Below are 19,655 nucleotides of genomic sequence, written 5' to 3' on the forward strand. Positions count from 1 at the left end.
GATGCATCTGATCCGTATCGCCCTGGCCAGCCTGGCCAACCGCCGCTTCACCGCCCTGCTCACGGTGTTCGCCATCGCCCTGTCGGTCTGCCTGCTGCTGGCTGTCGAGCGCGTACGCACCGAGGCCCGCGCCAGCTTCGCCAGCACCATCAGCGGTACCGACCTGATCGTCGGCGCCCGTTCCGGCAGCGTGAACCTGCTGCTGTACTCGGTGTTCCGCATCGGCAACGCCACCAACAACATCCGCTGGGACAGCTTCGAGCACTTCGCCAATCATCGCCAGGTGAAATGGGCCATCCCCATTTCCCTCGGCGACTCACACCGCGGCTACCGGGTAATGGGCACCAGCGGTGCCTATTTCGACCACTACCGCTATGCCCGCAGCCAGTCGTTGCGGCTGGCCCAGGGCCGCGCCTTCGCCGACGATCCGTTCGAGGTGGTACTGGGCGCCGAAGTCGCACAAGCGCTGGGCTACGGCCTCGGCGAGAAGATCGTGCTGGCCCATGGCGTCGCCACCATCAGCCTGGTCAAGCACGATGACAAGCCCTTCACCGTGGTCGGCATCCTCGAGCGGACCGGCACTCCCGTCGACCGCACCCTGCACATCTCGCTGGCGGGCATGGAGGCCTTGCACGTCGACTGGCAGAGCGGCATGCCGGCCCGTGGCGATGCGCGGGTGAGTGCCGATCAGGCACGCGCCATGGACCTGCAACCCAAGCAGATCACCGCCTTCATGCTCGGCCTCAACAGCAAGATCGCCACCTTCAGCCTGCAACGCGAGATCAACGAATTCCGTGGCGAGCCGATGCTGGCGATCCTGCCCGGGGTGGCGCTGCAAGAACTGTGGAGCCTGATGGGCACCGCCGAGCAGGCACTGTTCGTGGTGTCGCTGTTCGTCGTGCTGACCGGCCTGATCGGCATGCTCACGGCGATTCTCACCAGCCTCAACGAACGTCGCCGGGAGATGGCCATTCTGCGCTCGGTCGGCGCCCGCCCCTGGCATATCGCCAGCCTGCTGGTGCTGGAGGCCTTCGCCCTGGCCCTCGCCGGCGTGCTGTTCGGTCTCGCCCTGCTGTACCTGGGCATCGCCCTCGCTCAGGGCCATGTGCAGGCCAACTACGGCCTGTACCTGGCACTCAGTGCTCCAACGGGCTACGAGTGGAAATTGCTCGGGAGCATCCTCCTCGCCGCCCTGCTGATGGGCAGCGTGCCCGCCTGGCGCGCCTACCGGCAGTCACTGGCCGACGGCCTGTCGATCAGGCTCTGAGGCCAAACAGGGGGCGTCTGGCGTACACTGCGCGGGCGCCCCTGAAACGAGGTTCTTCATGTCCCGTCCCCTGCTCGCCACCCTGCTGCTGACCCTGGCACTGCCACTGGCCGCTGCCGAGGTGCGCGAACTCACCTGGTCCGAACTGATTCCGCCCAACGCCCCGCCGCAGATTGTCGACCCGGCGCCCATCCACGACCTCTCGCAGCTGGCGGATGCCCTGTCCGAGTCGGGCCCGGCCGCCACGCAGCAGGCGCCGGCAGCACCGGTGGTGAAGGAGCTCAACGGGCAGAAGGTCAAGTTGCCAGGCTACATCGTGCCGCTCGACGTCACCGATGAAGGGCGGGTCGTGGAATTCCTGCTGGTGCCTTACTTCGGCGCCTGCATCCACGTACCGCCACCGCCGTCGAACCAGATCGTGCATGTCACCAGTGAGCTCGGCGTGCTGCTCGATGCGCTGTACCAGCCGTTCTGGGTCGAGGGACCGATGAAGGTGGAGCACATCACCAGCGAACTGGCCGAGGTCGGTTACCAGATGGAAGCGGACAAGATCTACGCCTACGAACTGCCCGACAGTTGATCCGGATCGGCTGTAGGAGCGGTTGTAGGAGCGGCTTCAGCCGCGAAATGAACGACGAACAGATCCCAGACATGAAAAAGCCAGACATCACGTCTGGCTTTTTCATGTCCGTCAGCATCAGCCACGACTGGCGACGCGATTGTCTCGCTCGAAGCGCAGCTCGCTTTCCGCCCATTGCCGCCAGGAGCGCACCTTGGACCGCTCGGCGCCGTTGCGCTCGGCACGCGCCAGCGCCTCCAGGCCGGCCTGCCAGCGCGACTGCTCCAGTTCCAGCTGCGCCACGTACAGCCAGTGCTTGCCGTTGCCGCTGCGCTCGGCCAGCGGCCGCAGCACACGCACGGCGGCGACGCGGTCACGCGCCTGCCACCAGAACAGCCCCAGGCGCTCCTGACGGGCAGCCGTGTTGGCCAGCAGGCCACTGTCGAGCATGCCCTTGAGCAGCTTCGCGCCCTGCCAGGGCTGGTCGGCAGCGCCTGCCAGCAGCACCAGGTTGTCCAGTTCCGACTCGCTGAAACGCAGGCCCTTGCTGTGCGCTGCACGCAGGGTGGCCAGGGCCTTGTCGTTGCTGCCAGCCATCTGCTGCAGACCGGCCAGCTGGCGCCAGCCCTTGGCATCGTCCGGTTTGCGCGCCAGCAACTGGCGCTGCCAGCGCTCGGCCTGGGCATAGCGCTTCAGATCGGCATTGGCGCCCACCAGGAACTGCAGCCAGATATCCGCAGCACGCGGGTTGGCCTGCACGTAGCGTTCGGCCAGCGGCAGCGCCTTGGCTGGCTGGTTCATGCCCTGATAGGCCTGCACCAGCATCTGCAGCACTTCCTCGGAGGCACTGCCCTGGCCCGGCGCCAGCAGCTCGACGACCTTGGCGTAGCGCCGCTCGCCCAGGTTGAGCTTGGCCAGGTTGAGGCGTTCGACGACCAGCATCTCGTCGTCCAGCTTACCGCTGCGTACCGCCTTGTCCAGCCAGTCGATGGCCTGCGCGTTGTTGCCCGCCGACCAGGCCACATAGGCCTTGCTGCGCCAGATCAGCGCCTCCTCGAGGCTGCCGCCAGACGCCTTGACCGCGTCCAGTGCCTTGCGGGCCGCCGCGTAATCGCCTTTCTGCTGCGCGACCTGCGCGCTGTTCAGGGCACGGAACACGGCCGGGTCGACGGTTTGCTGGGCCATGCCGGGCACGGCCGTAGCACTGAGCATCACGAGCAACAACCAACGGTACATGGTCAGCTCCTTTCCAGTCGGAAGTAGAGGGTTTTCACCGCTTCGCGATCCACCGCGAGACCGCCCTCGGTCCGAGGTGCGAAGCGCCAGCGTGCCGCAGCCCGACGCGCTTCGCGCTCGAACACGTTACGGGGGCTGGCTTCCAGCACGCGGATGTTCTCCACGCTGCCGGCGCGATTGATGGTGAAAGCCAGTTTGACGAAACCTTCGATGCCACGGCGCAGGGCGTGATCCGGGTACTTGGGACGCACGTCGTTGAGCGGCATGACCTCGCTTTCCATACCGCCCATCTGCCCGCCCGACTCGCTGGCATTGCTCGGCGGGGTCGGTGCCGGCGCGCCCGGAGCCAGCCCGGACAGGCTCGGCGCCGGCGCGCTGTTGACGGCGATGCCGCTGGCCAGGCTGGGCAGCTGGATGTCCAGTGCCGGCAGGTTGGCATTCGGCGTGGCCGTCTGCGGGGTCGGCGGCGTGGGCGGTTGCGGGGTCTGCGGTTGCGGTGGCTGGGGCGCCTGCTGGCGAGTGCGGCTGGCCGTCTCGCTGGCATTGCCATCCATGCGCACGAAGTTGGCCACGCTGACCGGGTCCTGGCTGACCTTCGCGCTGGGCGGTGCAACCATGTAGAGCATCAGGGCGAACAGCCCCAGGGCCATCAGGCAGGCACCGAGAAACGACAGCGGCAGGCGCATCAGTTGACTCCGCTACCGGCAGCCAGGGCGACGTCCTGCACACCGGCCAGACGCGCCTGATCCATCACCTGGACCACCAGGCCGGTGCGTGCGTCCTGGTCGGCCTGCACCACCACCGCGCCATCCGGCTGGTCGACGCGCATGCGCTCGACGTGCGCACGCACGCTGCGGATGTCCACGGGTTGCTTGTCCATCCAGATCTGCCCGTCGGCCGTGACGGCGATGAGGATGTTGCCCTTGTCCTGCGGGCTGGCGGTTTCCGCCTGCGGGCGCTGGACCTCGACCCCGGACTCACGAATGAAGGAGCTGGTGACGATGAAGAAGATCAGCATGATGAAGACCACGTCGAGCATCGGCGTAAGGTCGATGCCGGTGTCTTCGTCCTGCTGGTGGTGGCGACGCATTCTCATGTTGGGCGATCTCAGTCGTGACGCAGCTGGTCGGCCAGCCGCTCGATGGCCTGGCTGGCTTCGCGCTCGAGGCGCGCCAGGCTGAACAATCCGGGAATGGCCAGGACCATGCCGGCCATGGTCGGCAGGGTCGCCTGCCAGACGCCTGCGGCCATGCCGCGCGGGTTACCGGTGCCGTTGAGGGCAAGCACATCGAACACCGCGATCATGCCCAGCACGGTGCCGAGCAGGCCCAGCAGCGGATACAACGCCACCAGGGTCTTGCCCAGGCGCAATGGCGCCGCCAGCTGCTGGCGCGCCTGCGCCAGCCAGGCCAGGCGCACGGCGCGCTGCCAGTTGCCGTTGTCGTCCGCCAGCACCTGCTGCCAAGCCTCGCGGCGCTCGTGGACCCAGAGCGGGAAGATCCTGCGCATGTACCAGAAGCGCTCGAACACCAGGGTCCAGAACAGGATGCAGAGCACCGCCAGCGCCCACATCACCACGCCACCGGCGCTCATGAAGTCGAGCAGCGCATAGGCGCTGTCGACCGCACGCAGCCAGAAGGCGAACAGATCAGTCACGGCGCGACGCTCCCGACAGGTGCAGGGCGATCAGGCCCGCGCTCTGCTGCTCCAGAACCTGGATCAGCCCCTTGCTGCGGCTGGCCAGCAGGCTGTGCAGGAACAGCAGCGGGATCGCCACCACCAGGCCCAGCACGGTGGTCACCAGCGCCTGGGAAATACCATCGGCCATCAGGCGCGAGTCCCCGCCACCACTCTGGGTGATGGCCTGGAAGGTCACGATCATGCCAGTCACGGTACCCAGCAGCCCCAGCAGCGGGGCGACGGCGGCCAGTAGCTTGAGCAGGCCCTGGCCTTTCTCCAGCGGCGGCGTTTCCTGGAGGATCGCCTCGTCCAGTTTCAGCTCCAGGGTTTCCAGGTCGGCCAGCTGCGGCTTGGCGCCCAGCACGCCGATCACCCGCCCGAGCGGATTGTCGTCACGCGGCGCGCTGAGGTCATGCATCTGCGCCTTGACGCCACTGCCCACGCGAGCCAGATAGACCATCCGCCACAACGCCAGCAACAGGCCCAGGCCGCCCAGCACGACGATCACCCAACCGACCAGGCCGCCCTGTTGCAGGCGATCCCACAACGTCGGCTGCTGCTGCAGCTGCGCCAGCAGGCTGCCACGGCTCGGGTCGACAGGCAGGGTCGCCAGCGCCTCGGTGCTGCTCAGATAATCCTCGACCTGTCCCAGGCCCGACGGCTGGCGCGGCGGAGCGACCAGTTGCCCGGCGTCGGCGTCGTAACGCAGGAAGGCATCCTCGCCATAAGCGCCGAAGGTGCCGACACGCAGCACCTGCTGCTCCTGGCGCGAGCCATCGGCATTGACCACCGGCAGCGTCACGCGCTCGATGCGGCCACTGGCGGCCAGGTCTTCGAGCAATAGCATCCAGTAGCTGTCGAGGTCATCGGCGGACGGCAGCGAACGGCTCTCGGCCAGTGCCTTGAGACGCTTCAGGCGCTCCGGGTACTGCGCATTGAGCAGGCTGTCCTGCCATTGACCGGCAACATCCCCGGCGCTCTGACGCACCACGCCGAACAATTCACCCAGGTGGCCGACACGCTGGGCCAGCAGTTTTTCCTGCTCGGCCAGTTCGGCCTCCTGGCGGTCGAATTCGGCCTTCAGGCGTTCGCTCTCGGCCTTCTGCGCATTCAGCGCGGAACGAGCGCTCGCGAGCAGTTGCGCCTGCTCGCTGCGCTTGGCCAGAAAGGCCTGCTCGCGCTGCTGCATGGCGCTGGCTTCGGCCGCACGCTCGCTGCGAATGCGCTGCAGCAGTTGATCGGGACTCAGGGTTTCGGCCACGGCGGCCAATGCCGGCAACAGGCTGAGCGCCAGTACGGCTACAACACGACGACTCATTGTGCGGCCTCCTCGGCCAGGGTCTTGATCGGCAGGGACAGCACGGCGGGCGCCTGCTGCTGGCGGGCGATGGCGATGGCCTGGGTCAGCGGACGTCGAGCACCGCCGTCGAGCACCTGCCAGGCCTTGGCCTGCGGGTTCCACCAGCCGCTCTCGTGCGCATCCAGGGTCTGGTAATACAGCATGCTGCGGCCAAGACGCAGGAACTCGACGCTGCGCGAGCTGCCGTCGGCCTGGCTCAGCTCGCCGCGCCAGGCTTCCAGGGTGCGGCCATAGTCACTTTCGATCTGATAGGCCTCGAGGATGCGGCGGTACTTGTCGGCCAGGCTGACGTCGGCACGCGGCAGCAAGTCCTTGAGCTGGGCCAGGCGATCCTCACGCTCCTCCGGCAGGAACGGCAGGTCGGCGGCGATGAACTCGCCCAGCACCTCGACCATCCGGACCATCTGCGGGCTCACCGCCTCCTGGGTACGTTCGATGCCGTCGAGCTGCTTCTGGTAGCTGGCCAGCTCCTGGCGCTGGGCGTCGACCAGGTCGCGCAGCTGACTGTTATAACCTTTCAAAGCTTCAGCCTGCTGCAAGGCATTGCGGTACTCATTGAGCATCTCGCGGCTGGCATCATCCAGCTGCTCGACGCGGCCCTGGGAGGCCTTGGCCTCGGCGGCCAGACGCTGGCTTTCGTCCAGCGCGGCATCCAGCGGCGCAGCAGCCAGCGAGCCGCTCGCCAACAGCAGGGCGACGGCCAGGGAACGGAGGGGGAAGCGATTCATGCGCAGGGGGTCCTCGACAGACAGGCTTGCTTCAAAAAGAGAAACATTATCATCTAGAGATGCATTCTAAGCAATGGGACAAAGCTCCGTGGCAGAGCCCACCGATCTATTGAGCCAGGTCAAAAAGCGAATTGTTGCTTGGCTTAGCATTGATTCCAGCCAAAGACACAACCGACTCGAACTGGAGCTCGCTATGTACAAGTCACTGTTCACTGCCTCACTGCTGGCCCTCGCCATCGCTGCCCCCGTCGCTCAGGCCCACCAGGCTGGCGACATCATCGTTCGTGCCGGTGCCATCACCGTTGATCCGCACGAAGACAGCGGCAACATCGATCACGCCGTTCTGGGCAAGGTCGCCGGCAGCGGCGCTACGCTGAACAGCGACACCCAGCTGGGCCTGAACTTCGCCTACATGGTCACCGACAATTTCGGTATCGAACTGCTGGCTGCCACCCCGTTCAGCCATGACGTCGGCGTGAAAGGCATGCCGGGTGCCTTCGCCGGTCTGAATGGCAAGCTGGGCAGCCTCAAGCACCTGCCGCCGACCATCAGCGCCATCTACTACCCGCTGGACAAGAGCTCTGCCTTCCAGCCGTATGTCGGCGTCGGCATCAACTACACCTGGTTCTTCGATACCGAGCTGAGCAGCGAAGCCGAAGGCAAGGGCTTCAGCGGCCTGGACATGAAGGACTCCTGGGGTCTGGCCGGGCAGATCGGCATGGACTACATGCTGAGCGACAACCTGATGCTCAACGCCCAGGTGCGCTATATCGATATCGACACCACCGGCACCACCTACCTGGCCGGCGACAAGGTCAAGGTGGACGTGGACGTCGACCCCTTCGTCTACATGGTGGGTCTGGGTTACAAGTTCTGATAACCCCGGGCAAAAGAAAAAGCCGGCTTTCGCCGGCTTTTTCTTTTCCTCCTGCTCAGAGCCCGAGCAACAGTCGCAGCCCTTCGCGCAAGGGCGTCTGTTCCGGCATCACGTAGTGCGCCTGCAGGCGCGAATTGTCGGCCCGCGAATGGCGGATATCGCCAGCCCGTGCCGGCAGGTGCGTCACCTGTGGCAGGCCGCCGTACAGCGTGCCGATCTCGGCCAGCAGCTGGTTGAGGCTGACCGCCTGGCTCCAGCCGACGTTGACCGGTTCGAGCACTGCCTGCTGGTTGAGCAGGCCCTGCATCAGCAACGCGACCAGATCGCCGACATAGAAGAAATCGCGCGTCTGCTCGCCATCGCCGAAGACGCTGATCGGCAGGCCCTGCTGCGCACGCTGGGTAAAGATGCTGATCACCCCGGAATACGGCGAGGACGGATCCTGGCGCGGCCCGAAGATATTGAAGAACCGAAACACCGCCGGCTCCAGGCCATGCTGGCGACGATAGAAATCGAGGTAATGCTCGCCGGCCAGCTTGTCCGAGGCATAGGGCGTCAACGGCGCCTTGGCGGTGGCTTCGTCGATCGCCACGCCCTCGCCATTGTTGCCGTAGATGGCCGCGCTGGAGGCGTAGACGACACGCCGCACGCCCTGCTGGCGCATGGCCTCGCAGACGTTCAGGGTACCGATGAAATTGCTCTGGTGCGTCGCGACAGGGTCATCCACCGAGGCCTGTACCGAGGCCACCGCCGCCAGGTGCGCGACCCCTGCACAGCCGGCTACAGCTTCGGCGACGATCTGCGCGTCGGCCACGTCACCCTCGATGAAGCGCAGGTGCGGGTTGTCCAGCGGCAGGTTGCTGCGCTTGCCCATGGACAGGTTGTCCAGCACGCGCACGTCATGACCGGCCGCAAGCAGTGCGTCGACCAGATTCGAGCCGATGAAGCCGGCCCCGCCCGTTACGAGAAATTCAGCCATGGCGATAGTAGCGATCCAGTAGGTTGGACAGACCCGCACGCCAGGCGCGCGGCTTGATACCGAAAGTGTGAAGAATCTTCTTGCAGGCCAGTACCGCATGCTGCGGTTCATCGGCGGCATCCGGGCGAGCGGCATGGGCTTGCGCCGACACGTCCTCGACCAGGTTGCTGCGGTAGTTGCGCGCCTCCGTCAGCACCGCCTGACCCAGGCTCAGCGACGTGCTCGCCTCATGCCCGCCATAGTGGTAGGTACCCCACAGCGGTGACTCGCAATCGAGCTGCTTGAGCACCGCGAGAATCACCCGCGCGGCGTCGTCTACCGGCGTCGGGTTGCCGCGCCGATCATCGGCCAGGAACAAGGCGTCGTCACGCTCGGCACGCAGCAGAAAACGCCCCAGGCGGCCCTCGCGACTGTCATCGAGCAGCCAGCCGAAGCGCAGCAGCACATGTCGCGGGCAGATCGCCCGCACACTCTGCTCCAGGCGCCACAGGGCCTGGCCGCGCACGCCGAGGGGGATGGGTTCTTCCTTCTCGCTGTAGGCCGTCACCCGCGAGCCGTCGAACACCCGGTAGCTGGAAGGTTGCAAGAGCACGATGGAATGGTGCTGGCACAGCTCGGCCAGACGCTCCACCGCACGCTCCTGGGTCGCCAGGCGCGACTCGGCGACCGACTCGGCCTGGAACCAGTCGAAGTAGTACGCCAGGTTGATCAGCGCGTCAGGACGCGTATCGTCGAGCAAGTCGGTCAGGCTCGCGGCATCCCAACCGTTCTCCGGCGGCCTGGGCGCGAGGAAGCCAATGTCCTCCTCGGCACCCAGACGGATCAGCGCTTGCCCCAGGGCACTGCCGCCGCCCAGCAGCATCAGGCGCATTCGCATAGGCTAGAGCCCGCTCCGCTTAGAACGGGATATCGTCGTCGAAGCTGTCGTAGTCAGGCGCCGGCTGGGCCTGCTGCGGAGCCGGACGCTCCTGACGCGGGGCCTGCTGCGGCTCACGCTGAGGCGCCGGGCGCGACTGGCGCGGTGCGCCGCTGTCGTCACCGCTCGGACGACCGCCGAGCAGCTGCATGGTGCCCTGCATGTCGACGATGATTTCGGTGGTGTAACGCTTGATACCGTCCTTTTCCCACTCGCGGGTCTGCAGCTTGCCCTCGATATACACCTGCGAACCCTTGCGCAGGTATTCGCCGGCGATCTCGGCGACCTTGCCGAACAGGGCAACGCGGTGCCACTCGGTCTTCTCGACCTTCTGACCGGTCTGCTTGTCGGTCCACTGCTCGCTGGTGGCCAGGCTCAGGTTGGTGACCGCATTGCCGCTGGGCAGGTAGCGTGTTTCCGGGTCCTGGCCGCAGGTGCCGACCAGAATGACTTTGTTAACCCCACGGGCCATAACGTTCTCCTAGACTCGGCACGCCACTGGTGCCGATGCGATCAGGCGCTCCAGAGACGTGCGATCCACTTGTTGGGTATCGACTTTGATATAGATGGCCGCTTCATCGGCCACCACCACGGCGTCCGCCACTCCCGGCGTCGCCTTGAGGCGTTCGACCAGTTCGACATCGGCCAGTGCCGCGGCATCGAGCGGCAGGCGCAAACTGGTCACGTACGGCGGTTCGCGCATAGTAACAGCAATGGCCAGCCAAATCGCACAGAGCACTGCACAGCCGATGAACACCCCGCCCAGGCCGACATGCTGGTACAGCCAGCCACCGAGAATGCCGCCCAGCGCCGCGCCGAGGAACTGGCTGGTGGAATAGACCCCCATCGCCGTCCCCTTGCCACCGGCCGGCGCCACCTTGCTGACCAGCGACGGCAGCGACGCCTCGAGCAGGTTGAACGCGGTGAAGAACACCACGATGCCCAGCACCAGCGCACGCAGGCTGTGGCCGAACAGGGCGAAATAGAGCTCGCAGGCCAGCAGGACGCTGACGGCGCCGAGCAGCACGCGCTTCATCTGGCGTTTCTTCTCGCCATAGATGATGAACGGCACCATGCCGAAGAAGCCGATCAGCAGCGCGGTCAGGTAGACCCACCAGTGCTCTTCCTTGACCAGCCCGCCCTCTTCCACCAGCGCCAGCGGCAGCGCGACGAAACTGGCCATGAGCACCGCATGCAGCGCCAGGATGGCGAAGTCCAGGCGCAGCAGGTCGCCATGCTTCAGGGTCGGCCATAGCGCCTGGGCGGCCACGCCGGACTCGCGATGCTGCAGCGGCCCGGCGTCCCTGGGCACCACGCCGGCGACGATCAGGATGCCCAGCAGCGCCATGCCCGCCGTCGCCCAGAACAGGCCGGACAGACCGAACGCGCGGGTCAGCAGTGGGCCGACCACCATGGCCACGGCGAACGACAGGCCGATGCTCATGCCGATCATGGCCATGGCCTTGGTGCGGTGCTGCTCGCGGGTCAGGTCGGACAGCAGCGCCATCACCGCCGCCGAAATGGCGCCCGCGCCCTGCAGCACGCGCCCGGCGATCACGCCCCAGATGGAATCGGCGTTGGCCGCCACCAGGCTGCCGGCGACGAAGATCAGCAGACCCACATAGATCACCGGGCGCCGCCCGATGCGGTCGCTGATGATGCCGAACGGAATCTGCAGCACGGCCTGGGTCAGACCATAGGCACCAATCGCCAGCCCGATGAGTGCCGGTGTACTGCCGGCCAGATCCATGCCGTAGGTGGCCAGCACCGGCAACACCATGAACATGCCCAGCATACGAAACGCGAAGACCATCGCCAGGCCACCGGCCGCGCGGGTCTCGCTACTGCTCATGCGCTCGCTGTGCGGATCGTGCATCGAATCAATCCCGAGGAAATCAGCCGGCGATTCTAGCAGCCGCCGCCGTTTCGGCACAGGCACACACTTTGCCGCAGGCTAGGCGCAAGCCCTATACTCGACCGTTTTCCGCCCGCCCAGCGAGGCCGTTGTAAGTGGACAAAATCCTGATCCGTGGGGCCCGCACCCACAATCTGAAGAATATCGACCTGACCCTGCCGCGCGACAAGCTGATCGTGATCACCGGCCTGTCCGGCTCCGGCAAGTCCTCCCTGGCGTTCGACACGCTCTACGCCGAGGGCCAGCGCCGCTACGTCGAGTCGCTGTCGGCCTATGCCCGGCAGTTCCTGTCGATGATGGAGAAGCCTGACGTCGACACCATCGAGGGGTTGTCCCCGGCGATTTCCATCGAGCAGAAATCCACCTCGCACAACCCGCGTTCGACCGTCGGCACCATCACCGAGATCTACGACTACCTGCGCCTGCTCTACGCCCGCGTCGGCACCCCACGCTGTCCGGACCATGACGTGCCGCTGGAGGCGCAGACCGTCAGCCAGATGGTCGATCAGGTGCTGGCCCTGCCGGAAGGGCGCAAGCTGATGCTGCTGGCCCCGGTGATCCGCGAACGCAAGGGCGAGCACCTCTCGGTGTTCGAGGAGCTGCGCGCGCAGGGTTTCGTCCGCGCCCGGATCAACGGCAAGCTGCATGAGCTGGACGAGTTGCCCAAGCTGGACAAGCAGAAGAAGCACTCCATCGACGTGGTGGTCGACCGCTTCAAGGTGCGCGAAGACCTGCAGCAGCGCCTGGCGGAGTCCTTCGAGACCGCCCTCGGCCTGGCCGACGGCATCGCCCTGGTGGCGCCCCTCCCAGCCGAAGGCGACAAAGAGCAGGGCGAGGAAGGCGACGAGATCATCTTCTCCGCACGCTTCGCCTGCCCGCACTGCGGCCACTCGATCAGCGAGCTGGAACCCAAGCTGTTCTCCTTCAACAACCCCGCTGGCGCCTGCCCCACCTGCGACGGCCTGGGGGTGAAGCAGTTCTTCGACACCAAGCGCCTGGTCAACGGCGAGCTGACCCTCGCCGAAGGCGCCATTCGCGGCTGGGACCGCCGCAACGTCTACTACTTCCAGATGCTCGGCTCGCTCTCGAGCCACTACGGCTTCAGCCTGGAAGAGCCGTTCGACGAACTGGCGGCCGAGCACCAGAAGGTGATCCTGTTCGGCAGCGGCACGCAGAGCGTCGACTTCAAGTACCTCAACGACCGTGGCGACATCGTCAAGCGCTCGCACCCCTTCGAGGGCATCATCCCCAACCTCGAGCGCCGCTACCGCGAAACCGAGTCGGCCAGCGTGCGCGAAGAGCTGGCCAAGTTCCTCAGCACCCAGCCCTGCCCGGATTGCCGCGGCACCCGCCTGCGCCGCGAGGCACGCCACGTCTGGGTCGGCGAGAAGACCCTGCCGGCGGTCACCGGCCTGCCGGTGGGCGATGCCTGCGACTACTTCGGCGAGCTGCACCTGAGCGGACGACGCGGCGAGATCGCCGAGAAGATCCTCAAGGAGATTCGCGAGCGCCTGCAGTTCCTGGTCAATGTCGGCCTCGACTACCTGACCCTCGACCGCAGCGCCGACACCCTCTCCGGCGGCGAGGCGCAGCGCATCCGCCTGGCCAGCCAGATCGGCGCCGGCCTGGTCGGCGTCATGTACATCCTCGACGAGCCGTCCATCGGCCTGCACCAGCGCGACAACGAGCGCCTGCTGGCCACCCTCACCCACCTGCGCAACCTGGGCAACACGGTGATCGTGGTCGAACACGACGAGGACGCCATTCGCCTGGCCGACTACGTGGTGGACATCGGCCCGGGCGCCGGCGTGCACGGTGGGCGGATCGTCTCCCAGGGCACACCGGACCAGGTGATGGCCGACCCCGAGTCGCTGACCGGCAGCTACCTGTCCGGGCGCAAGAAGATCCAGTACCCGGCGACCCGCACCCCGCGCGACAAGAAGAAGTCGCTGAAACTCAAGGGGGCGCGCGGCAACAACCTGCGCAAGGTCGACCTGGAGATTCCGGTCGGCCTGCTCACCTGCGTCACCGGTGTCTCCGGCTCGGGCAAGTCGACGCTGATCAACAACACCCTGTTCCCGATCACCGCTACCGCGCTGAATGGCGCCACCAGCCTGGAAGCCGCGCCGCATGACTCGTTCGACGGCCTGCAGCACCTGGACAAGGTGGTGGACATCGACCAGAGCCCGATCGGCCGCACGCCACGCTCCAACCCGGCGACCTATACCGGCCTGTTCACGCCGATCCGCGAACTCTTCGCCGGCGTGCCGGAGTCGCGCTCGCGCGGCTACGGGCCGGGGCGCTTCTCCTTCAACGTCAAGGGCGGGCGCTGCGAAGCCTGCCAGGGCGACGGCGTGATCAAGGTGGAGATGCACTTCCTGCCGGATATCTACGTGCCGTGCGACGTGTGCAAGGGCAAGCGCTACAACCGCGAAACCCTGGAAGTGAAGTACAAGGGCAAGAGCATCACCGAAGTGCTCGACATGACCATCGAGGATGCCCGCGCCTTCTTCGACGCCGTGCCGGCGATCGCCCGCAAGCTGCAAACCCTGATGGACGTGGGCCTCTCGTACATCAAGCTGGGCCAGAGCGCGACCACGTTGTCCGGCGGCGAGGCGCAGCGGGTCAAGCTGAGCCGCGAGCTGTCCAAGCGCGACACGGGCAAGACCCTGTACATCCTCGACGAGCCGACCACCGGCTTGCACTTCGCCGATATCCAGCAACTGCTGGACGTGCTGCACCGCCTGCGCGACCACGGCAACACCGTGGTGGTGATCGAACACAACCTGGACGTGATCAAGACCGCCGACTGGCTGGTCGATCTCGGTCCGGAGGGTGGCTCCAAGGGCGGCATGATCATCGCGACCGGTACGCCCGAAGAGGTGGCGGCGAACCCGGCATCGCATACCGGGCACTTCCTCAAGCCACTGCTGGAAAGAGACAGCGACAAGCGATAGGTCGCAAGCGGCAAGCCAGAGCGGCAAAAAAAAGCCAGAGCATTAGCTCTGGCTTTTTCTTGTGGCTTGCAGCTTGTAGCTTGCCGCTCACATCTGGCTTTGCAGGTACTTCTCGAGCCCCAGCTTGTCGATCAGCTGCAGCTGGATTTCCAGCCAGTAGGCATGATCTTCCTCGGTGTCCTTGAGCTGCGCCAGCAGGATGTCGCGGCTCGGGTAATCCTGATGCTGCTCGCACAGCTCGATGCCCTTGCTGAGGGCCGCACGCACTTCGTACTCCAGGGCCAGGTCCAGCTTCAGCGCCTCGGGCACCGTCTGCCCGTAGGTGAAGGGGTTCGGCGCCATGTCCGGCACGCCCTCCAGGAAGATGATGCGCTTGAGCAGGGCATCAGCGTGCTGGGTTTCCTCTTCCATCTCGTGGTTGATGCGCTCGTAGAGCTTGCTGAAGCCCCAGTCCTCATACAGCCGCGAATGGATGAAGTACTGGTCGCGGGCGGCCAGCTCACCCTTGAGCAGGTGCTTGAGGTAGTCGATGACTTCGGTGTGGCCTTTCATGCCGGGCAATCCTTGTAGCGTTCGTTGGCAGAGTGCAATGCTCCGCCTCACACCTGATTCGGTCAAGCAAAAGCACAACGCCTCCACGGGGGAGGCGTTGCGGTCTACTGACGCACGGCTGTGCGTCCTTCAGGCTCAGGCCAGGTCGAAACGATCCAGGTTCATCACCTTGGTCCAGGCGGCGATGAAGTCCTTGACCAGCTTCTCCTTGCCGTCGCCACTGGCATAGACCTCGGCGTAGGCACGCAGTACCGAGTTGGAGCCGAACACCAGGTCGTTACGGGTGGCGGTGTACTTCACCTGGCCATCCTTGCGAGCCCGCCCTTCGAACACCTCGCTGCTGCTGTCGGTGGCCTTCCACTCAGTGCCCATGTCCAGCAGGTTGACGAAGAAGTCGTTGGACAGCACGCCGACCTTGTCGGTGAACACGCCATGCTGGCTGCCGTCATGGTTGGCACCCAGTACACGCAGGCCACCCACCAGCGCCGTCAGCTCGGGCGCTGTCAGGGTCAGCATCTGCGCCTTGTCGACCAGCATCGCTTCGGTCGGCACACCCAGATTGCCCTTGCTGTAGTTGCGGAAGCCATCGGCTGCCGGCTCCAGCACATCGAACGACTCGACATCGGTCTGGTCCTGACGTGCATCGACACGGCCAGCAGCGAACGGCACCTCAGCCGTGACGCCAGCAGCCTTGGCAGCCAGCTCCACGCCCACGTTACCGGCGAGCACGATCACATCCGCCAACGACGCCTTGCCGGAGGCCTGCTGGATCTCCACCAGCTTCGGCAACACCTTGAGCGCACGCTGGTTGACCGCCCAATCCTTCTGCGGCGCCAGGGCCAGACGCGCACCATTGGCGCCACCGCGCTTGTCACCACCGCGGAAGGTCGAGGCCGAAGCCCAGGCCACGGACACCAGGTCACCGACCGACAGACCGGAGGCCGCGATCTTCGCCTTCAGGTCGGCGATATCGGCGGCGCTCGGGTTGTGCGTGGCGGCTGGCAACGGGTCTTGCCAGATCAGGTCTTCCTTCGGCACTTCCGGGCCGAGGTAGCGCGCTTTCGGCCCCATGTCGCGGTGCGTCAGCTTGTACCAGGCACGGGCGAAGGCATCGGCGAACGCCTGCGGATCTTCGTAGAAGTGCTTGGAGATCTTGCCGAACCCAGGGTCGAAACGCAGGCTGAGGTCAGTGGTCAGCATGGTCGGCTTGTGGAATTTACCGGGCACGTGCGCATCGGGAATGATCTCCGGTGCATCCTTGGCCACCCACTGCTTGGCACCAGCCGGCGACTTGGTCAGCTCCCATTCGAACTTGAACAGGTTCTCGAAGAAGTTGTTGCTCCACAGCGCCGGGGTCTTCGTCCAGGTAACCTCGAGGCCGCTGGACACGGTGTCCTTGCCATGGCCAGTGCCGAAGTCGCTGGTCCAGCCAAGGCCCTGGGCCTCGATGGGTGCGGCTTCCGGCTCCGGTCCCTTGTGCGACTCAGGGGCTGCACCGTGGCACTTGCCGAAGGTGTGACCACCCGCGATCAGCGCGACGATCTCTTCGTCGTCCATGGCCATGCGGTTGAAGGTAGCGCGGATGTCCTTGGCTGCCTCCAGGTAGTCACCACTGGCGTTCGGACCTTCCGGGTTCACGTAGATCAGGCCCATGTGGGTGGCACCGAACGGTGCGGCCAGCTCGCGCTCGTCGTTGACGCGCTTGGGATCGACACCCAGCCAGGCGATCTCGGCGCCCCAGTTGACGTCCTGATCCGGTTCCCAGACGTCCTCGCGACCACCGGCAAAGCCGAAGGTACGGAAGCCCATGGACTCGAGCGCCACGTTACCGGCGAGGATGTAGAGGTCGGCCCAGGAAATCGCCTGGCCATACTTCTGCTTGATCGGCCACAGCAGGCGGCGCGACTTGTCGATATTGACGTTGTCCGGCCAGGAGTTCAGCGGAGCGAAGCGTTGCTGGCCACGACCACCGCCGCCACGGCCATCGGTGGTGCGATAGGTACCGGCCGAGTGCCAGGCCATGCGGATGAACTGCGGACCATAGTGACCGAAGTCCGCCGGCCACCAGTCCTGGCTGTCGGTCATCAGCCTGACCAGGTCGGCCTTGAGCGCCTTGTAATCGAGCTTCTTGAACGCTTCGGCGTAATTGAACGTCTCGCCGAGCGGGTTGGATCGGTCGGAATGCTGGTTCAGCAAGTCCACACGAAGCTGATTCGGCCACCAATCTCGATTGGTCGTGCCGCCACCTGCAACGTGGTTGAACGGACATTTACCTTGGTTCGACATGCTTCTCTCCTTCTCCTCATCGGGTCGATTGCAGCCTGTGCAATCAACAATGGGACAAGCCTAGACCCGCTTTGTCAGGCGAACCAATTCATGAAGTGTAACGAGCCGATAGCTATTTTCTTTCGTCTAAGGAGGCCGTGAATGCCGAGCGAGCGGCAGCACCACCCGCCGTGGGGCCGCAGAACGTCGGGAGGGCCTGGCAGAAATGACAGGCAACAAAAAACCGGGCACTAGGCCCGGTTTCTCGTACAGCAAACGACTTACTCGGCAGCTTCTACCGAGCCGGCGACCGGACGGTCAACCAGTTCGACGTAAGCCATCGGGGCGTTGTCGCCAGCGCGGAAACCGCACTTGAGGATGCGCAGGTAGCCGCCGTTACGGGTGGCGTAGCGCTTGCCCAGATCGTTGAACAGTTTGCCAACGATGGCTTTCGAACGGGTACGGTCGAAGGCCAGACGACGGTTGGCAACGCTGTCTTCCTTGGCCAGGGTGATCAGCGGCTCGGCAACGCGACGCAGTTCCTTGGCTTTCGGCAGGGTAGTTTTGATCAGCTCGTGCTCAAACAGCGAGACCGCCATGTTCTGGAACATGGCCTTGCGGTGAGCGCTGGTGCGGCTGAGGTGACGGCCACTTTTACGATGACGCATGGTTCAATTCCTTACCAAACTGTTTCGTTCGGTGATGATGACGATCAGGCAGTGGCCTTATCGTCTTTCTTCAGACTTGCCGGCGGCCAGTTGTCGAGGCGCATACCGAGGGACAGACCGCGAGAAGCCAGAACATCCTTGATTTCGGTCAGGGATTTCTTGCCCAGGTTCGGGGTTTTGAGCAGCTCTACTTCGGTACGCTGAATCAGGTCGCCGATGTAGTAGATGTTCTCTGCCTTGAGGCAGTTGGCCGAACGTACGGTCAGTTCCAGGTCATCGACAGGACGCAGCAGGATCGGATCGATCTCGTCTTCCTGCTCGACCACAACCGGCTCACTGTCACCCTTGAGGTCGACGAACGCGGCCAGCTGCTGCTGCAGGATGGTCGCGGCACGACGGATGGCCTCTTCAGGATCCAGGGTACCGTTGGTTTCCAGGTCGATAACCAGTTTGTCCAGGTTGGTGCGCTGCTCGACACGAGCGTTTTCCACCACGTAGGCAACACGACGTACCGGGCTGAACGAAGCATCCAGCTGCAAGCGACCAATGCTGCGGCTTTCATCTTCGTCGCTCTGGCGAGCGTCGGCTGGCTCATAGCCGCGACCACGAGCTACGGTGAGCTTCATGTTCAGCGAGCCATTGGAGGCCAGGTTGGCGATTACGTGGTCGCCGTTGACGATTTCGACATCGTGATCCAGCTGAATATCGGCAGCGGTAACGACGCCCGGGCCCTTCTTGGACAGAGTCAGGGTCACTTCGTCACGGCCGTGCAGCTTGATAGCCAGACCTTTCAGGTTGAGCAGGATCTCGATGACGTCTTCCTGCACACCTTCGATCGCGGAGTACTCGTGGAGTACGCCGTCGATCTCGGCCTCGACTACTGCACAGCCAGGCATGGAGGACAACAGGATGCGACGCAGCGCGTTGCCCAGGGTATGGCCGAAACCACGCTCGAGAGGCTCGAGGGTGATCTTGGCGCGGGTCGGACTGACCTCCTGCACATCGATGTGACGGGGGGTCAGGAACTCATTTACCGAAATCTGCATGGATGCACCTATTTTCTAGCCCTTACTTGGAGTAGAGCTCGACAATCAGGCTCTCGTTGATGTCAGCGGAGAGATCGCCACGAGCCGGTACGTTCTTGAACACACCAGACTTCTTCTCGGCGTCTACTTCTACCCACTCAACGCGGCCGCGCTGGGCGCAGAGCTCAAGAGCCTGAGCGATGCGCAGCTGGTTCTTCGATTTCTCGCGAACAGCAACTACGTCGCCAGCTTTAACCTGGTAGGACGGTACGTTTACGGTCTGACCGTTGACGCTGATTGCTTTGTGCGAAACCAGCTGACGGGATTCGGCACGGGTAGCGCCAAAGCCCATACGGTAAACCACGTTATCCAGACGGCACTCCAGCAGTTGCAGCAGGTTTTCGCCGGTGGCGCCCTTCTGGCTGGCAGCTTGCTTGTAGTAACCGCTGAACTGACGCTCCAGAACGCCGTAGATACGACGGACTTTCTGCTTCTCACGCAGCTGGGTACCGTAGTCGGATTGACGACCACGGCGCTGACCGTGAATACCGGGAGCTGCTTCGATGTTGCACTTAGATTCAAGCGCGCGAACACCACTCTTCAGGAAGAGATCGGTGCCTTCACGACGAGACAGTTTGCACTTGGGACCAATGTAACGAGCCATTTCTCAC

At 64.7% G+C, this 19,655-nt stretch carries 19 protein-coding genes; 4 read left to right on the forward strand and 15 right to left on the reverse strand.

Features of this window, described 5'->3' with window-relative positions:
- The first annotated feature begins 1 nt into the window (after window position 1).
- Together JLK41_RS21425 and JLK41_RS21430 are read left to right on the forward strand one after the other, a co-directional pair.
- Complete coding sequence (locus JLK41_RS21425; RefSeq protein WP_210389783.1) at window positions 2–1,267, forward strand: ABC transporter permease; 1,266 nt, start codon at window positions 2–4, stop codon at window positions 1,265–1,267.
- A gap of 58 nt (window positions 1,268–1,325) precedes the next feature.
- Window positions 1,326–1,847: a DUF3299 domain-containing protein gene (locus JLK41_RS21430; RefSeq protein WP_210389784.1), complete on the forward strand. Its 522-nt coding sequence runs from the start codon at window positions 1,326–1,328 to the stop codon at window positions 1,845–1,847.
- Window positions 1,848–1,964: 117 nt separating this feature from the next.
- Here JLK41_RS21430 and JLK41_RS21435 read toward each other — a convergent pair whose 3' ends face one another.
- From JLK41_RS21435 to JLK41_RS21460, 6 genes are read right to left on the reverse strand one after another with little or no spacing between them, the layout of a single operon-like run.
- Window positions 1,965–3,062: a tetratricopeptide repeat protein gene (locus tag JLK41_RS21435; protein ID WP_037055762.1), complete on the reverse strand. Its 1,098-nt coding sequence runs from the start codon at window positions 3,060–3,062 to the stop codon at window positions 1,965–1,967.
- A gap of 2 nt (window positions 3,063–3,064) precedes the next feature.
- Window positions 3,065–3,748, reverse strand: a complete 684-nt coding sequence (locus tag JLK41_RS21440; RefSeq protein WP_037055761.1) for an energy transducer TonB — start codon at window positions 3,746–3,748, stop codon at window positions 3,065–3,067.
- Entirely contained in the window at window positions 3,748–4,158 is a 411-nt protein-coding gene (locus JLK41_RS21445; RefSeq protein ID WP_003463247.1) for an ExbD/TolR family protein, read from the reverse strand. The genes JLK41_RS21440 and JLK41_RS21445 overlap by 1 nt, the downstream gene beginning before the upstream one ends.
- A gap of 11 nt (window positions 4,159–4,169) precedes the next feature.
- Window positions 4,170–4,718: a MotA/TolQ/ExbB proton channel family protein gene (locus JLK41_RS21450; protein ID WP_037055760.1), complete on the reverse strand. Its 549-nt coding sequence runs from the start codon at window positions 4,716–4,718 to the stop codon at window positions 4,170–4,172.
- A complete protein-coding gene (locus JLK41_RS21455) occupies window positions 4,711–6,060 on the reverse strand; it encodes a MotA/TolQ/ExbB proton channel family protein (protein ID WP_037055759.1) in 1,350 nt (449 codons plus the stop codon). The genes JLK41_RS21450 and JLK41_RS21455 overlap by 8 nt, the downstream gene beginning before the upstream one ends.
- Window positions 6,057–6,830 carry a DUF3450 domain-containing protein gene (locus JLK41_RS21460; protein WP_047584896.1) on the reverse strand — a complete coding sequence of 258 codons (774 nt, stop codon included), beginning with the start codon at window positions 6,828–6,830 and terminating at the stop codon, window positions 6,057–6,059. The genes JLK41_RS21455 and JLK41_RS21460 overlap by 4 nt, the downstream gene beginning before the upstream one ends.
- 193 nt (window positions 6,831–7,023) lie before the next feature.
- Between JLK41_RS21460 and JLK41_RS21465 the strand changes: the two genes are divergently transcribed.
- Complete coding sequence (locus JLK41_RS21465) at window positions 7,024–7,707, forward strand: OmpW family outer membrane protein (protein WP_179554971.1); 684 nt, start codon at window positions 7,024–7,026, stop codon at window positions 7,705–7,707.
- 55 nt (window positions 7,708–7,762) lie between these two features.
- On the opposite strand, the gene JLK41_RS21470 is transcribed toward JLK41_RS21465, so the two are convergent.
- Genes JLK41_RS21470 through JLK41_RS21485 form a run of 4 tightly spaced genes read right to left on the reverse strand, consistent with a single transcriptional unit; the run spans window position 7,763 to window position 11,478 of the window.
- Window positions 7,763–8,686 (reverse strand): NAD-dependent epimerase/dehydratase family protein, encoded by a 924-nt coding sequence (locus JLK41_RS21470; protein WP_210389785.1) that lies wholly within the window; start codon window positions 8,684–8,686, stop codon window positions 7,763–7,765.
- Entirely contained in the window at window positions 8,679–9,563 is an 885-nt protein-coding gene (locus JLK41_RS21475) for a sugar nucleotide-binding protein (RefSeq protein ID WP_134675805.1), read from the reverse strand. The genes JLK41_RS21470 and JLK41_RS21475 overlap by 8 nt, the downstream gene beginning before the upstream one ends.
- Before the next feature lie 19 nt (window positions 9,564–9,582).
- Window positions 9,583–10,074, reverse strand: coding sequence for a single-stranded DNA-binding protein (locus JLK41_RS21480; RefSeq protein WP_037055750.1), 492 nt, complete (start codon window positions 10,072–10,074; stop codon window positions 9,583–9,585).
- A gap of 9 nt (window positions 10,075–10,083) precedes the next feature.
- Window positions 10,084–11,478, reverse strand: coding sequence for an MFS transporter (locus JLK41_RS21485; RefSeq protein ID WP_037055747.1), 1,395 nt, complete (start codon window positions 11,476–11,478; stop codon window positions 10,084–10,086).
- A 134-nt stretch (window positions 11,479–11,612) separates the two neighbouring features.
- Between JLK41_RS21485 and uvrA the strand changes: the two genes are divergently transcribed.
- Window positions 11,613–14,474, forward strand: a complete 2,862-nt coding sequence (gene uvrA, locus JLK41_RS21490) for an excinuclease ABC subunit UvrA (protein ID WP_037055746.1) — start codon at window positions 11,613–11,615, stop codon at window positions 14,472–14,474.
- Between the two features lie 87 nt (window positions 14,475–14,561).
- Here uvrA and bfr read toward each other — a convergent pair whose 3' ends face one another.
- From bfr to rpsD, 5 genes are all read right to left on the reverse strand, one after another.
- Window positions 14,562–15,026 (reverse strand): bacterioferritin, encoded by a 465-nt coding sequence (bfr, locus tag JLK41_RS21495; RefSeq protein ID WP_047587342.1) that lies wholly within the window; start codon window positions 15,024–15,026, stop codon window positions 14,562–14,564.
- A gap of 135 nt (window positions 15,027–15,161) precedes the next feature.
- Window positions 15,162–17,312, reverse strand: a complete 2,151-nt coding sequence (gene katG, locus JLK41_RS21500; RefSeq protein ID WP_210389786.1) for a catalase/peroxidase HPI — start codon at window positions 17,310–17,312, stop codon at window positions 15,162–15,164.
- Between the two features lie 260 nt (window positions 17,313–17,572).
- Window positions 17,573–17,959, reverse strand: a complete 387-nt coding sequence (gene rplQ / locus JLK41_RS21505; RefSeq protein WP_037055738.1) for a 50S ribosomal protein L17 — start codon at window positions 17,957–17,959, stop codon at window positions 17,573–17,575.
- Between the two features lie 44 nt (window positions 17,960–18,003).
- A complete protein-coding gene (locus tag JLK41_RS21510) occupies window positions 18,004–19,005 on the reverse strand; it encodes a DNA-directed RNA polymerase subunit alpha (RefSeq protein ID WP_037055733.1) in 1,002 nt (333 codons plus the stop codon).
- A 22-nt stretch (window positions 19,006–19,027) separates the two neighbouring features.
- The gene (gene rpsD, locus JLK41_RS21515; RefSeq protein ID WP_003243935.1) at window positions 19,028–19,648 is read right to left on the reverse strand and encodes a 30S ribosomal protein S4; all 621 of its coding nucleotides are present in this window, start codon (window positions 19,646–19,648) and stop codon (window positions 19,028–19,030) included.
- Window positions 19,649–19,655: the final 7 nt, after the last annotated feature.

The organism is Ectopseudomonas khazarica (genome assembly GCF_017915135.1).
In the GTDB taxonomy this organism is placed as follows: Bacteria; Pseudomonadota; Gammaproteobacteria; order Pseudomonadales; family Pseudomonadaceae; genus Aquipseudomonas; species Aquipseudomonas khazarica.